Annotated in this window: 14 protein-coding genes; all 14 read left to right on the forward strand. The window is 56.6% G+C overall.

What is annotated here, in order from left to right; genetic code table 11:
* The first annotated feature begins 182 nt into the window (after positions 1-182).
* The 14 genes from JD108_RS08790 to JD108_RS08855 all read left to right on the forward strand — a co-directional run bounded on the left by JD108_RS08790 (position 183) and on the right by JD108_RS08855 (position 15704).
* Positions 183-917, forward strand: coding sequence for a hypothetical protein (locus tag JD108_RS08790; protein WP_198829456.1), 735 nt, complete (start codon positions 183-185; stop codon positions 915-917).
* Between the two features lie 143 nt (positions 918-1060).
* The gene (locus JD108_RS08795; protein ID WP_198829457.1) at positions 1061-2050 is read left to right on the forward strand and encodes a histidine kinase; all 990 of its coding nucleotides are present in this window, start codon (positions 1061-1063) and stop codon (positions 2048-2050) included.
* Between the two features lie 2 nt (positions 2051-2052).
* Positions 2053-2556: a LytR/AlgR family response regulator transcription factor gene (locus tag JD108_RS08800; protein ID WP_198829458.1), complete on the forward strand. Its 504-nt coding sequence runs from the start codon at positions 2053-2055 to the stop codon at positions 2554-2556.
* 199 nt (positions 2557-2755) lie between these two features.
* Positions 2756-3253, forward strand: coding sequence for a DUF4912 domain-containing protein (locus tag JD108_RS08805; protein ID WP_198829459.1), 498 nt, complete (start codon positions 2756-2758; stop codon positions 3251-3253).
* Between the two features lie 73 nt (positions 3254-3326).
* Complete coding sequence (locus JD108_RS08810; protein WP_198829460.1) at positions 3327-5369, forward strand: sugar phosphate nucleotidyltransferase; 2043 nt, start codon at positions 3327-3329, stop codon at positions 5367-5369.
* An 86-nt stretch (positions 5370-5455) separates the two neighbouring features.
* Positions 5456-6865 (forward strand): phosphoglucomutase/phosphomannomutase family protein, encoded by a 1410-nt coding sequence (locus tag JD108_RS08815; RefSeq protein WP_198829461.1) that lies wholly within the window; start codon positions 5456-5458, stop codon positions 6863-6865.
* Between the two features lie 159 nt (positions 6866-7024).
* Positions 7025-7669 carry a serine/threonine protein kinase gene (locus tag JD108_RS08820; RefSeq protein WP_198829462.1) on the forward strand — a complete coding sequence of 215 codons (645 nt, stop codon included), beginning with the start codon at positions 7025-7027 and terminating at the stop codon, positions 7667-7669.
* A 108-nt stretch (positions 7670-7777) separates the two neighbouring features.
* Positions 7778-8227, forward strand: a complete 450-nt coding sequence (gene lspA, locus JD108_RS08825; protein WP_198829463.1) for a signal peptidase II — start codon at positions 7778-7780, stop codon at positions 8225-8227.
* Positions 8228-8280: 53 nt separating this feature from the next.
* Entirely contained in the window at positions 8281-9210 is a 930-nt protein-coding gene (locus JD108_RS08830) for an RluA family pseudouridine synthase (RefSeq protein ID WP_198829464.1), read from the forward strand.
* A gap of 359 nt (positions 9211-9569) precedes the next feature.
* Entirely contained in the window at positions 9570-10937 is a 1368-nt protein-coding gene (locus JD108_RS08835) for a TolB family protein (protein ID WP_198829465.1), read from the forward strand.
* Between the two features lie 251 nt (positions 10938-11188).
* A complete protein-coding gene (pyrR, locus tag JD108_RS08840) occupies positions 11189-11728 on the forward strand; it encodes a bifunctional pyr operon transcriptional regulator/uracil phosphoribosyltransferase PyrR (RefSeq protein WP_198829466.1) in 540 nt (179 codons plus the stop codon).
* A gap of 257 nt (positions 11729-11985) precedes the next feature.
* A complete protein-coding gene (locus JD108_RS08845) occupies positions 11986-13341 on the forward strand; it encodes a solute carrier family 23 protein (RefSeq protein WP_198829467.1) in 1356 nt (451 codons plus the stop codon).
* Between the two features lie 168 nt (positions 13342-13509).
* The gene (locus tag JD108_RS08850) at positions 13510-14454 is read left to right on the forward strand and encodes an aspartate carbamoyltransferase catalytic subunit (RefSeq protein ID WP_323958413.1); all 945 of its coding nucleotides are present in this window, start codon (positions 13510-13512) and stop codon (positions 14452-14454) included.
* Positions 14424-15704 carry a dihydroorotase gene (locus JD108_RS08855; RefSeq protein ID WP_198829468.1) on the forward strand — a complete coding sequence of 427 codons (1281 nt, stop codon included), beginning with the start codon at positions 14424-14426 and terminating at the stop codon, positions 15702-15704. Before JD108_RS08850 ends, JD108_RS08855 begins: the two co-directional genes overlap by 31 nt.
* The last annotated feature ends 14 nt before the right edge of the window (positions 15705-15718 follow it).

Consider the following 15718-nt stretch of genomic DNA (forward strand, 5'->3'; position numbering starts at 1 on the left):
GCCTGATGCCATTTCATTCAGCCTCATGCCTTTGATTCCGACTCAGCCAGGGCAAGGGAGCCGACACCTTGTTAAAAAGGACCTTACTCATCGTATTCATTCTTTTGACTTCTTTTTCTTTCATTCCGCTATCTCTCCTGGATTGGGATACCTACCCGAATAACCTGAGGGTGCATCAAGGCGTGATGGATCTGGCAGGATGGGAAGAAGAGCAGCACACGAGGATCAAACTGGACGGCACATGGGAATTTTATTGGAACCGATTATTGACACCCGAAGATTTCCGGAGAACGGCTCAGGACCAATCGAGACTACCCGCCCCGGCCTATATGGCGGTTCCGTCTACATGGAACGGGAAAGTCATCGATAACCAGCCGCTCTCCGCCTATGACTACGCTACCTACCGGATGGTGCTGAAAAATCTGCCCGCGGACGGCGTTTACGCGATAAAAAAGACGAATATCCGTTTTTCCAGCACGGTCTATGCAAACGGGCAAAAGCTCTTTGCGGATGGGACTCCCGCTGAAGCCGCAGCGAACTACCGAGCGGGGAATCTTCCGCAGATCGGCTTTTTTTCGGCGGAACAGGGAGACGTCGAAATCATTGTGCAGGTTGCCAATTACGATTACATCAATGCAGGCATTCCCGTATCCCCGTACTTTGGCGGGCAAGCCGCCATGATGGATTTCCAGCAAAAAACCATGACGCAGGAATTCAGTACATTTGCCATTCTCTCAGCGCTTTCGCTCATTTTTATTATCTGTTTTCTGACAGCGGCGTACTACCAAAGGAAAGACTTCACCTTGCTCATCTTTGCGGCTGTATGCGCCATCATCGCCGTCTACAACGGCTTGATCGGCGAACGTCCCTGTATATGTACATCCTTGGGGCATCTTTTGAGGTGCTGTACAAAGTAAAAGACATCTGTTCTTTACTGTGTTTGATTATTCTGACGGTCTTCTTTTTTCTCAAAAATTCGCGCAGATCCTCACCTTGGTATTGGGCTGTTACTTATTGATGGTCGTGTTTTTACCCATCCGCATCTACGTGTGTTCTCGTCGTGGACGATGATTATGCCAACCTGCAGTCCATGATCAACTTGTTGAAGCTGGAGGGGTATTCGACCGTCGTAGTCAATCGCGGGCAACTGGCCCTGGACGTGTTAGCCCAAAGGGAGTTTTTTCTCGTGGTGCTGGACATCATGATGCCGGATATGTCCGGCTATGAGGTGCTGAAGAAGGTGAGAGAGCGTTTTTCTCCCTTTGAGCTCCCGGTACTGATGCTGACGGCGAAAAACAGGGGAAATGATATCATCCTCTCGATGGAAAACGGGGCCAATGATTTTGTCGGCAAACCGTTTGAATCCGAGGAGCTGCTGGCTCGCGTGAGGAGTCTGACTCGTTTAAAGGCCTCCGTGCGCCATGCCAAAAACGCGGAAATTGCCTTTTTGCGGTCGCAGATCAAGCCCCATTTCCTTTTCAACGCGCTCAATTCCATAGCGGCCCTGTGCATGGACGAGCCGCTGAAAGCAGAAGAATTGACGCTGCAGCTGTCCCAGTATTTGAGAAGCAGCTTTGACTTCAAGCAACTGGATTCGCTGACCTCGCTCAGAAATGAACGGGAGTTGGTTGACGCTTATCTCAATATTGAAAAGGCGCGTTTTGGCGATCGATTGCAGGTAGATTTCGAGGTCGATGCCCATCTAAATGTCCGAATTCCGCCGCTGATCCTGCAGCCCTTGGTGGAAAATGCGATTCGCCATGGATTGATGTCAAATGTGCGGGGAGGAACCGTCAAAATCGCAGTGACGATGAAAGCAGACAATCTGGTCCACTTTGTCGTGGAAGATGACGGATGCGGGATCAGTGAGAAGAGACTGAGGCAGCTAATGGAAAAGGGCGGAGAAAAGAAAGGGGTAGGATTGTGGAATATCAGCCAGCGCATCAAGCTTCTCTACGGCAAGGCCCTCCACATGGACAGCAAAGAAGGGATCGGCACGAAAATCAGCTTTGACATACCCGCACAGCCGTTCAAGCAGATGGGAGGGTAACGATGCAGCGAGCCATTATTGTCGATGATGAAGAATTATCCGTAAAGCGGTTGTCAAAATTGCTGGCCGAATATGAAGAGATTGAAGTCAGCCGTACGTTTTTTAATCCCTGGGAAGCCTATGAATATGCAAAGGAACACCCGATAGATATCGCTTTTTTGGACGTGTCGATGCCGGAAGTGGACGGCATGAAACTGTCCAGCCTGCTGATGGAGCTGAGCGATGGCATCCAGGTGGTCTTTGTCACCGGGTTTGACGAATACGCGGTGGACGCTTTTGAACGGAGTGCGCTGGATTATTTGTTGAAGCCGGTTATGGCCAAGCGCCTGTCGAAAACAATGGAAAGGATTTTCAAAAGGCGGCCACGCGAGGAAGCGGCCATGCCCGTACAACATCCGATCATGGACGTCCGTCTCTTTAATGGACTGAGGATCGGGAGACGAGGGCTGGAGCGAGAATCGATCAGGCTTCGAAGCCCCAAAACCGAAGAGTTTTTCCGTATCTGATTTGCAAGCGTGACACGAGCAGGTGTTCGCCTGCGGGTTATCTTTTGCATCCGGCCCAGGCGAAAAAAGTAAGGCAACACTCGACAAAACAAGAAGCAACAGGGTAGCAGCTTTCGACAGCCTTTGATCGTTTTATCCGCTATGATGGCTATGGTGGTTGATTCGGAAAGCGAATGAGAAGACAAAGGAGCGATAGTCGATGCAATTGCCAGCCATTCTTCGGGATCACCGTTATAGCAGCACAAGAAAAAAGAGCCCGTTTTTTACAGGGATCGGAAATATCCAGACGATGGTAAAAGGATGTAATTCCGTTCATATTGCCTGGGAGATCAGCGAAGCGCGACTGCGCATGATCGCGGCATATTTGCCACCCGGCACGCGAGAAATCGCGAAAGGTTTACGCGTCTTTGACGCTGTTGAGTTTTTCCGGGAGGGGAGAATACCTGCGCCGTACCTGGATGTGCCGGTGACGGGCGATGAGCGCGATTGCACCCTCCGCAATCTGCCTGCCGGACGGATGTACCTGGTCGACTTTGGCTTGTTCCACGATCGGAAATTTTGCCCGATTTTGCGCTCGGATACGTTTTGGCTGCCGGATACGGGCAGGAGCGGCGAGGGGGCAGAGGCATCATCCAAGCGGGCGAGCACGTGCAGATATTCTCTGCCATATAAGGAACATCCCGTTCTATTGGCCTGATGCGCGGCATAGAGTGAACGTATGCTTCTTTCCCGGTTTTTAGACGATCGCAAAATACAAGGAGGTACCTTGGATGAAAGCATGGGTCTTGGCGGACGGGAAGGGAGTCGAGCTTCGTCCGTTGACTGTATTTACTCCGAAAGCGATGGTGCCGCTGCTGAATCGCCCTTGCCTGGAGTATACGATCGAGCTCTTGAAACGGCATGGGATCACGGATATTACGATCTGCCTGCGCTATTTTCCCGACCAGATTCGCGATTGGTTTGGCGATGGCTCCAGGCACGGGGTTACGCTCCATTACTGGGAAGAGGCGACGTCCGGCGACGGATTGAAGGGCCTGCTCGCCGAGGCGGGAGAAAGCCTCCAGGAGACGGTGCTGGTCATCGATGGAGCGGCCTTGACGGATTGTGATTTGACCGAGGCGCTTGCTCATCACCGGGCCAAGCGGGCTGTGGCTACCCTGATCGTGACGGAGGCAGGCGTATGGGACGACGAGATTCAAGCGGGGATCAGCACCGGGGGAGACATTACGCGGATGGGCAGGAGCATCCGCCGCCTCGACCAAGAGAGATGTGCTGCTGCCACCGGGATATTGTATCTGGAGCCGGCTGCTATTTCCCCGCTGATGCATGCGGAAACATTCTCGACCCCCGGGGAGCTGGCTTTTGCCCTCTTTCGCAGCGGGGTGAGGCTGTCCGGATACGCCTGCGAAGGCTACTGGTCGGGCTTGCACTCGTTGGAGGAATACCGGCAGGCCCAGTTTGACATGCTGGATGGCGCGGTAGCCGCGGAGATCCGCGCCCGCGAACTGGTTCCCGGCATCTATGTAGAGGGAGAGTTGCGGATGGACGCGGCTGTCAAGCTGGAAGGCCCCCTCCTGATCGGCGCCGGTGCCCATTTGCAGTCGGGTGCCTCAATCGGTGCCTATTCTGTCCTGGGGAGGCAGGCGCTTGTTTCCGAGGGAGCTTGGCTCACGCAGACGATCGTGGGGGAAAATGCCTTCATCGGGATGCATGCAGAGGTCAGCGGCAGCATCCTCGGAAAAAATGCCAGCATCGGCGACTGTGCCGTACTGGGAGAGAGCGCGGTCATCGGCGATGGCTGCCGTGTGGGGCGCACCGCCGCCATCAAGCCGGGTGTAGTGGTGTGGCCGTATAAAGAAGTAGCGGAAGGAGCGGACGTACATACTTCACTGATCCACGGTAATACCCGTGTGAGGAAATGGTTTGGCCAAGAGGGCATCACGGGTGTGGCCAATGTAGAGATCACGCCGGAATTCGTCACCCGTCTGGCCGCTGCTTACGCATGCCAGCTTCCCGCAGGGAGCCGGATCGCGCTGTCCGCGTGCGAGCATCCATTTGCGCAGCTCTTGAAACACGGGGTCATGACCAGCCTCTGTTCCGCTGGCATCGATACCGTGGATCTCGGCGTCGGTTTTGCGCCGCTTCTTCGCTATGGGGTGAAAAAGCTCGAGTGCGCCGGGGGGGTCCATCTCCATTTGCAAGAAAAGCCTGGCGAAAAGCAGGTGAAGATACAATTCGTCGGGCATGACGGACTGCCCATTTCAGCCGAGCTGGAGCGGAGAATCGCCGCCGCGTACACCCAGGAGACGTACGTCCGCTCGCTGCGCAGGCTGGGCCAGCTCCAGGTGGAGCACAGCATGCTGGACGCGTATGCCGAGTCGCTCCTGCAAGCTGTGGATCGAGAGGCGATCGGCGGTATGCAGACGAGACTGCTCATCGAGTCAAAGTCCCGTTTGTTGGGTGATTTTCTGAAGCAGATCTGTGCGGCATTGGGAATCGAGACGGTCATGGGGACCATTGCGGAGGGCGTGCAAGCGCAGCAGGCTGATATGGCTGTGCGTCTGCCGAAAAATGGCGAGGCGCTGGAGCTGTTCACCCATACCGGCGAGCGGATTCCGCAGGAGAGTCTCGCCTCCTTGCAGGCAATGGGGGAGCAGCCAAGCGGCCTCACAGCCCTCCCCTTCCAACAGGATGCGCTTTCCCTGCTCCTGTCTCTGTTAAATGAGTTGGGCCGGAAACAAATCTCGCTGGCGGAAAAAATAACGGCCGATTGTCCATGGTTATCGAAGCCGGATAGGATGCGTAAGATGTAAGGCAGCAGTAAAAAACAGCGTCTTCATTGCGGGCTGGGAGCAATGAAAACGATGAAAAAGGACCCAGAGAGCTGAGGTGGTATGATGTGAATGCAATACGCTTCGGGACCGACGGCTGGAGGGCCATCGTGGCGGACCAGTTCACGATGGAGAATGTGCGAGTCGTAGCCCAAGCCATTGCTGCTTACACCATCAGGATCGGTCAAAAAGAGCAAGGAATTATCATCGGTCATGACACCCGGTTTCTAGGCAGGCGCTTCGCCCAGGAAGTCGCTGGCGTGCTTGCGGCAAACGGCATACGGACCTACCTGGCCCATGAAGCGGTGCCCACGCCTGTCGCTGCATTTGGCGTAAAGCACTTCGCTGCAAGCGGTGCGGTCATGATTACGGCCAGTCACAACCCGCCGGAGTACAACGGGATCAAGTATATTCCCGATTACGCAGGACCCGCGTCGCCGGCGATTACCCAGGCGATCGAGGCGGAGATCCAGCGTATTATGCAGGGAGGAGAAGTGCTGACGATCTCGGCTGAAGAAGCCGCAAGCCGCAAGCTTCTGCAGACGATCGTCCTGAAACCGCATTACGAAGCCCATCTCCGCCGGATGATTCAGATGGACGTCATCCGGCAGGCTCATCTTCGCGTCGTCGTCGATCCCATGCACGGTTCAGGACGGGGATACCTCAGCTGCATGCTGGCGGAGGCGGGAGTGGAGGTGCGGGGGATTCGCGATACGGCAGACCCGTTTTTCGGCGGCAGTCTGCCGGAGCCGCAGGAACAGCACCTCACCCTGCTCAAGCAGGAAGTGGTCAAGCAAAAGGCCGCGCTGGGGCTGGCCAATGACGGGGATGCCGACCGCTTTGGCGTGGTGGACCGGTTCGGCCAGTACCTTTCCGCCAATGCCGCGCTGGTCCTTTTGGCCCGCCATCTGATCAAAAACAGGGGTCTTCGCGGCCGGATCGTGCGCACGGTGGCGACTACCCATTTGCTGGATCGGCTGGCCCAGCGCTATGATCTGGAGCTGGTCGAAACCCCCGTCGGCTTCAAGCACATCGGCGCGGAGATGCTGAGGGGGGATGTGCTGATCGGCGGGGAAGAGAGCGGGGGAGCCAGTATTTTGGGCCATATCCCGGAAAAGGACGGCATCCTGATCAATCTGCTGCTGGCGGAGATGTGCGCTTGGGAAAAGAAAGGCATCGACCAGATCCTGCGCGATGTGTATGACGAGTACGGCGAATTGCACAGCACGCGTCTGGATATCCCGGTTCTCGAGCGGCGGCGGCAAGAGCAGCTGTTGCAGGCACCCCCCGCGAAGGTAGGCCCGTATGTGGTGGAGGAGATCAACCGGGTGGACGGGATGAAGCTATTGCTGCGGGGAGGCCATTGGGTCTTGATCAGACCGTCCGGGACTGAGCCTCTGCTCCGGATCTATTGCGAGGCCGCCAGTGCCGAAGCGCTGCCGGTCATCGCCGAAGCAGTTGGCGACTGGTTTTCATAAAAAAATTTTCCATGTCCCTTTCCATGCTTTCATGGAAGGGGTTTTTTCCGTGACGGAGGGGAAAAGTCCGTCCGGCGGCGGTTGCCTATGTATTTTTCGCTTGCTAGAATCGTAGTAAATAGCAAGCAGCCCTGCGCTACACATGAAAGAAGTGAAGACATGAAGATTCATCAGGACGTACTTGCCCCCTTTTTGAAAAATGTGAAGGTGGAAAGCCGTTCCCCGGACGACCCGGTTGTCGTGCTCTCCACACCCTATCCGTGGGAGGTCGTCGGCGTAGGGAATTATGCTGCGGTTTTCTCGCATCCGGACTACCCTGAGGTGGTCGTCAAGCTGTACGCGCCGGGACGCCCGGGCTGGGAGCAAGAGGTGGAGGTATACCGCAAGCTCGGAGAAACGCGCTCTTTTCCGGTGTGCTATCAGGCGGAGCCGGGGTACCTCGTGCTCAAGCGCATACAGGGGATTTCTTTGTTCGATTGCTTTCGCTACGGGATTCCGATCCCGCCCCAGGTGATCGAGGATGTCGAAGAAGCTCTCGAAGAAGCCCGGGCCAAAGGGTTGTTTCCGCATGACGTTCACGGCAAAAACGTGTTGATGGACCGCGGCCGCGGCTACCTGATAGACGTGTCCGATTACTATAAAAACAAGCCGGACAGCAAATGGCGGGATTTGCGCAAAGCGTATTACCGCATCTACCTGCCCTTCGTCAAAGACCGCGGCTGGAAGGTGCCGCTGTGGGCGCTGGAGGGAATTCGCAAGGGATACCGCTATTACAAAAAGCTGACCAAATGGCTGCGCAGATGAGGTTTGCCGCTGCCGGCATTGTTGGCCATTTTTGCCTGTGGTAAAATAACATTTTAATGCAAAGCGATTAGCAGCTCTCTGTAGTCGAACGAAGGAGGACTTCCATTTATGTACTATCTTATCGCTGCAGCCATCATTGCCCTGGACCAGTGGACCAAGTCGCTGGTGGTCAAGCACATGGAACTGGGAGAGTCGATCCCCCTGTTTCAGGACGTGCTTCATTTGACATCTCACCGCAACATGGGGGCAGCTTTCGGTATTCTGCAAAATCAGCGATGGCTGTTTATCGTGATTACGATTGCGGTCGTCATCGGAATTATGATCTCATTGATTCGCATCGGGAAGTCCCAACCGCGCGTCTCTCTGGCCCTCTCCCTGGTCTTGGGCGGAGCGATCGGCAATTTTATCGACCGGATCAGCACGGGCCAGGTGGTTGATTTTGTCGATGTGACCCTCATCAATTTTCCGATCTTTAACGTAGCCGATGTAGCGATTACCGTGGGTGTCGGCCTGCTGTTGCTGGATACCCTGCTGGAAGGAAGACGGAAAAACGGCTGATGGATCAATCGATTTTTGCGGATACTAGGGAAATGACACCAGAGGAGAGAAAGATGAGCGAATTGGATGTATTTGAACGATATGACTGGGTGGCGGAGCCGTCCGATGCCAAAGAACGAATCGATAAATTTATCACGGAACAAAACGAGGACTGGTCTCGTTCGCAGGTACAGGCCTGGATCAAGGAGGAGCGCGTCCTCGTAAATGGCGAACCGGTCAAGAGCAACTACAAGCTGGCCGCCGACGATGAAGTGACGCTGCGCGTGCCGCCCCCGAAGGAGCTGGCGATCGCAGCCGAACCGATGCCGCTGGATATCGTCTACGAAGACAGCGATGTGGTCGTCGTCAACAAACCGCGCGGACTGGTCGTCCATCCGGCACCGGGCCATTACACCGGCACGCTGGTAAACGGGCTTCTGGCCCACTGCAAAGACTTGTCGGGCATCAATGGCGTACTGCGCCCGGGGATTGTGCACCGCATCGACAAGGATACCTCCGGCCTGTTGATGGTGGCCAAAAACGACAAGGCCCACCTCAGTCTGGCAAGCCAGCTCAAGGCGCATACGGTGAATCGCAAATACGTGGCGATCGTCCACGGCGTAATTCCGCATGAGATGGGAACCATCGACGCTCCGATCGGACGCGACCCGAAGAACCGGCAGCAGATGGCGGTCGTTTTTGAGAACAGCAAACCGGCAGTGACCCACTTTATCGTGCTCGAACGCTTCAAGGAGTACACGCTGGTAGAGTTGAAGCTGGAGACCGGGCGCACGCATCAGATTCGCGTCCATATGAAGTATATCGGCTATCCGCTGGCGGGCGATCCCAAGTACGGACCGAAAAACACGCTGGAGCTGGATGGACAGGCCCTGCATGCCCAGACGCTCGGCTTCGACCACCCGCGCACGGGAGAGCGTCTGGAGTTTGAAGCGCCGCTCCCTCCGGAGATGGTCGCGGTCATCGAGTACCTCAAACAATTGTAGTGCGCGAGGAGTGCGGTTCATCAGCGAGCCCGCCGATCGGATGTACGGGCGTGAAGCCATTTTTGTCGATCTGTACGGGAATCCATTTCTTTTGCTGGAGCCGCTTCGCTTGGAAAGTTTGTGAGCCGGTCATCGCGGCATGCTCTTCTGCCGCTGGCGGGCGAAGAGATATCAGGAGAGAAAATGACGGAGAGAAGGGCAGCGGATCAGCTGCCTTTCTTTTTTTTTTTGTGGACAAGAGGCTTATTGGAAATACTGATAGCAAATTCGGCCAAAAATAGGACAAACCGGCAACGGAGGGCGTCTCATGCTCGTCAAAGGAGTAACAAACGAACAATAGGACAAAGGAGGTATCCGTGATGTGGAAGCCCATATCTTTTCTGGCTAGCGTCGCCCTTGCGGCGGCAGCTTTGCTGGGCGGCAGCGGATCCAGCGGCGCTGCGGAGAAGATCCAGCAGCCGATGCGGGTCTACCAGGGAGCGATACCCGCGCAGATCGCCTTTACGCACCAAAAGCAGCTCTGGATGGTAAACGCCAGCGATCCCGAGGCTGCTCCGCGACAGGTGACCAGCAGTGGGGACGTCCAAATTGCGGGGTGGTCTGCCGATGGGGCGTGGCTTTTTTATTTGCATGCCCCAAGTGCGGAAGAGGTCGGCTCGAACATGCATCTGTGGGCAGTAAAAGCCGATGGGACGGGCGCCTTCCAGGTAGACCCGCGTCCGGTGCGAAATACACCCAAATGGGCACCGAGTGGACATCGCTTCGCCTATCTGGCGCAGCCCGCGGCCGCTGAGGAGGGCGCAGGCGGCAGTGCTGCCGTGCTCGTCGTCGCGGAACTGGCGCCGGGCAAGGTGACCAAGCTGCTGGAACAAAAGCGGGAGGTGGAAGACATGGCCTGGATGCCGGATGGGGATCGCTTGCTCATCTCCATCCCTGCGGCAAAGGGACGGCCGATCACGCTGGAAGTGATCGATCTGGCGGGAAAACGGCAAGCCTCCTATGCGCTTGGTGCACCGCCAAAGGTCGAGGAGGGCATCTATCCGTATGCGGCTCGCGGCCTTTCGCCGTCCCCCGATGGGAAGCGGGTGTCCTACTTCGTCATCATGAGTTCCGCCTCCCTGACCGCCGATGGCGTCCCCATCCAACTGTTTGACCTCACGCAGCCGCAGAACAAACCGATCGCCATCGGAGAAGGCCTGGCTTACCCTGAGTGGATCGCCTGGGCCAAGGACAGCTCGCGATTCGCCTTTATCAACGGGACGGGGCGGGTCGCGACCGAGAACAAGCAGCTCCGCATCGCACAGGCGGATGGCCGGGTCGTCTCCGCCGGACTTACGGGCATGGCGGACGCCTTTCCGCGCTGGTCCGGCGGCGGGGCAGAGACGCTCTACTTCACCCGCGGACCGGAGAATGCAGAGTGGCTGGGCAACTACCGGCCCGGGAAGCCGCTGATGCCCGGGCAGCGCATCTGGAAATACGGCCCGAATGGGCAGATGCAGGCTGTGACCAAAGGATCGGAAGAGACGGCCGATACGTATCCGGCGCCATCCCCGGATGGCAGCGAGCTGCTCTTCGTCCGGCTGGATGGGGCCGAACACGGGTCGGTCTACCTGCTGGCGGCTGACGGGAGGGAGACGGAGTTGATTCGCCATGTGACCGGCAATCCGGGATACTATGCCAACTATCTGCCGGCATGGATCAGCGTCTATTGGCTTCATCCAAAGTGAATAGATGTTGATCCCTATAAAAAACCGTTGACACTTTGCCCCTATTCATGACATAATGCTTACTGACGAATTGAGAACCTTTAAATCCAGTCCAGAGAGGCTGGCAAGGGCACGGATATTTCGCATGAGCAGTTGCAGAGAGGAACGATCTCTGTCCATCTGACATGCCCTGTGGCTTCTTGTCTGCCGACAAGAAGCTTTTTTCATCTCGTCATCAGCCCAAAAGATGTCTGTCGAGGGAGGAAATGCACATGATCAACAAAAGCGTGATAATGGATGATGCGGCAATCCGTCGGGCATTGACGCGGATTGCCCACGAAATCATCGAGCGGAACAAAGGGGTAGAGGATTGCATGATCGTCGGGATCAAGACGAGAGGGATCTACCTGGCGGAACGCTTGGTGGAGCGGATCGAAATGATTGAAAACGTCAAGCTGCCGGTCGGCGAGCTGGACATCACGTTCTACCGCGACGATCTCCAGCATAAATCGGAGGACGCGGTACTCCAAGGCTCGCAGCTTCCGGACGATATCACAGGGAAGACGGTCATACTCGTCGATGACGTCCTCTTCACAGGGCGGACAGTGAGAGCCGCTTTGGATGCCCTGATTGACAACGGCCGTCCGCGCATGATTCAGCTGGCTGTTCTCGTGGATCGCGGCCATCGCGAGCTGCCGATCCGTCCGGACTTCGTCGGGAAGAACGTCCCGACATCGCGCAGCGAGATTGTGGATGTACAGCTGGCCGAAGTGGATGCCATGGATATGGTGACCATCCGCCAGTTGATCTAAAGGGAAAACGAAATACACCTCTTTAAAAGGCAATCCCGTGAGGTTGCAAAGAGGTACTTGCCTGCCGTATCGTGACGGCAGGAGTGTGCCTCTCTGCGCCTGTCGCAGAGAGTTTTTTTGTGCCAAAAGACTTGGTCAGCCATTACTTATGGCCGCAAGAAAGTTTGCAAGTGATGCCGGTTATGATCGCTTCATTCTGAGCAGGAATAGGATCAAGGATCCGCACAGAGGATAGAAAATCAGGGGGAAAGAATCGCATGAGTCAGAAAAACTTTGTAGACGTCCACGAAACACCGCCGATAACCAAGCTTTTGCCGCTAAGCATCCAACATTTGTTTGCGATGTTCGGATCGACCGTGCTGGTACCGATCCTGACCGGACTCGATGTCGCCACCGCACTCTTCACCAGCGGGATCGGCACGCTCCTGTTCCTCTGGATTACCAAAGGCAAGATTCCCAACTACCTGGGCTCTTCCTTTGCCTTCATCGGTCCGATCATCACGGTTACGGCCGCGTATGGGGTGGGTACCGCCCTGCTCGGCTGTTTCCTCTCCGGGATTGTGTATATCATCGTCGCCGCGATCGTCAAAAAAGCCGGGGTCCGCTGGCTGGACCGCGTGCTGCCGCCGGTCGTGATCGCATCGGTCATCGTCGTCATCGGCTTGAGCCTGTCTGTGGTGGCCGTGGATATGGCGACGAAAGTAACCGTCGATGGCGTGCCGCAGCTTTCGCTCACATCGATTGAGATCTCGCTCGTCACCATGCTGGTAACTGTGCTTGCGGCGGTCATGCTGCGCGGATTTTTCGCCCTGATTCCCATATTGATCGGGATTCTGGCCGGATACGTGTACACCTTGCTTCGCCACCCGGATCTGATTCCTTTCAACAAAGTGTTGGAAGCCGAATGGTTTGTCGATTTCGACAAGATGTTCAACGAGCACTTCAAATTCGGCGAAGTCGTCTCCGTGATCGGCGATCCATCCGCATGGGTGGCCGCTCTGATCATCGCTCCGGTCGCTTTCGTCACACTGGCCGAGCATCTGGGCCACCTCTTGGTCACCAGCAAAGTCATGGACCGCGACCTGATGAAAGATCCGGGCCTGCACCGCAGCCTGCTGGGTGACGGGATTGCCACCTCGCTGGCCGCCGTGGTGGGCGGACCGCCTGCGACGACCTACGGCGAAAATATCGGGGTTCTGGCCATCACACGGGTATACAGCCGTGTCGTGATCGGCCTCGCCGCGGTGTGTGCCATCCTGTTCGCCTTCATCGGCAAAATCAGCGCCCTTTTGATGACCATCCCGACACCGGTCCTGGGCGGCGTGTCCATCATCCTGTTCGGTATCATCGCAGCGCAAGGGCTGCGGATGTTTGTCGAAAATAAAGTGGATTTTTCCAACAAGCGCAATATGATCATCTCCGCTGCCATCCTGGTTACCGGGATCGGCGGGTATAAAATCAACTTCGAGAGCGTCTCCTTCTGGCAGTCGTTCCTGCACAATCTGACGATTGACAACATCGCATTTGCGACCTTCCTCGGCATCTTCCTGCACGTGATTCTGCCGGGAAAAGAGTCGGCGATGGGGGAAGCGCACCGCGAAGCCCAAACCTGATTTCGTTCCACATTCCTTTAACTCAGTCCCGTGAGGCTGGCAAGGGGGCAGGGCGCTGTTTTGCCCTGCATGCGGAAAGAAGCGATCAGCTTCTTGCCTGTGCCCGCCTCCACGGCTGCCTGGCAAGAAGCTTTTTTTATCCACTACATGATTACGGAGGGGTTCCACATGAAAAACTTGCGTCATTTGATCGGTATCAAGGACATGTCCAAAGAGATGATCGCCAGCCTGCTGGAGCGAGCAGAATTTTGGGCGCAGCGGCCCGGGGTCCAATCGGAGAGCTTGCGCGGCCGCTTTGTCGCCAACCTGTTCTTTGAAGCCAGCACGCGGACGCGCTTTTCCTTCGAGGTCGCACAGAAGAGATTGGGTGCGCATGTGCTGAATTTCATCCCGGAGACCTCCTCCACGGTAAAAGGAGAAACCATCCTGGATACTGTCCGGACGCTGGAAGACATGGGCGTCGAAGCGGCTGTGATCCGGACGAAAAAAGACGGCCTGTTCGAAGAGTTGGCCGATCAGGTGAATGTACAGCTGATCAACGCCGGCGACGGAACCCATGAACACCCGACGCAATGCCTGCTCGACTTGCTGACGATGCAGCAGCAGTTTGGCAAACTGGAGGGACTGACCGTCGCGATCATCGGCGATTTGCGCCACAGCCGTGTACTGGGCTCACACCTCTACGGGCTGCCGCGGATGGGAGCGCAGCTGCTGCTCTCCGGTCCTTCCACGATGATGCCGCCAGCCGAAGTGGTTCCGGCCGGAGTGAAGACCGTAGAGATCGACGAAGCGGTCAAGACGGCGGACGTCGTGATGATGCTGCGCGTTCAGCTGGAGCGCCACACCAACTCCCTGTTCATCTCCAAAGATGAATACCACCAAGCGCACGGGCTGACTCTGGAGCGTGTTCAGCTGATGAAGCCGGATGCCGTCATCATGCATCCCGCACCCGTCAACCGCGGTGTAGAGATCCACACGGACCTGGTCGACTGCGAGCGCTCACTCATCCACAAACAGGTAACGAACGGGGTAGCAGCCCGCATGGCCGTCCTCGAAGCACTTTTGAAAGGGGAAGAGATGCAATGGGAACGATCCTTGGCAACGGCACAATAATCAATCAGGCGGGAGAGCGCATTCCCGCAGAGGTATTGATCGAAGATAAAAAAATTGCGGCCATCGCCGTCAAAATCGATCGGGACGGGCATGAATGGATCGATTGCAAGGGCGGTCTGATCTCTGCAGGATTTATCGATGTCCACGTCCATCTCAGAGAGCCGGGGCAAGAACAGAAGGAAACCATCGCGACAGGCGCGGCGGCCGCTGTAAAAGGCGGATTCACGACGATCGCCTGCATGCCAAATACGCGCCCCTCGATCGACAGCGCAGAGACGGTCCGCTACATCCTGGAGAAGGCGCGCGAGGCGAACCGTGCGCGCGTGCTTCCCTACGGAGCCATCACCATCCGCCAGTTGGGCAAGGAGCTGACGGATTTCGCCGGCCTGAAGGAAGCTGGGATATTTGCCCTGACCGACGACGGGGTCGGCGTACAATCGGCCGGTATGATGAAAAAAGCGATGCAGAAAGCAAAAGAGCTGGGGATCTCCATCGTGGCCCACTGTGAAGATGATACGCTGCTGACGCCGGGAGCTGCCCTGCATGACGGAGAGGTGGCGGCCCGTCACGGACTGCCCGGCATCCCCTCCGAATCGGAGTCGATTCACGTAGGGCGCGATATCCTGCTGGCCGAGCAGACGGGTGTTCACTACCATGTCTGCCACATCAGCGCCAAGGAATCCGTCCGGCTGGTGCGGGACGGCAAGCGCGCGGGAGTCAATGTGACCTGTGAAGTGACACCGCATCACCTGCTCTTATGCGATGAGGACATACCGGAGGATTTGCCTTCCAACTGGAAAATGAACCCGCCGCTCCGCTCCCGTGCGGATCGCCAGGCGCTGATCGAAGGCCTGAAAGACGGCACCATCGACATGATCGCGACAGACCACGCTCCGCATACGGCGGAAGAGAAGGCTGCCGGCCTGGAGCGGGCGCCGTTCGGCATCGTCGGTCTGGAGACAGCCTTTCCGCTGCTGTACACCCATCTGGTCTTGACTGGAGAGCTGACGTTGAAGACCTTGATTGACCTGTTGACGGTAAAACCGGCCGAATCCTTCCAGCTTCCTTACGGGCGCTTGGAGGTCGGAGCGGATGCCGATGTGACCGTGATTGATCTGGATACGGAAAAGGCGATTGATCCGGACAGCTTTGCCAGCAAAGGAAGAAACACGCCGTTTGCAGGCTGGAAGTGCAAGGGATGGCCGGTACTCACCATGGTAGCGGGCCGATTGGTTCATCGCGACGTGTAAGGAAGGGGTGGCTG

The sequence above is a fragment of the Brevibacillus composti genome (assembly GCF_016406105.1).
Taxonomy (GTDB): domain Bacteria; phylum Bacillota; class Bacilli; order Brevibacillales; family Brevibacillaceae; genus Brevibacillus; species Brevibacillus composti.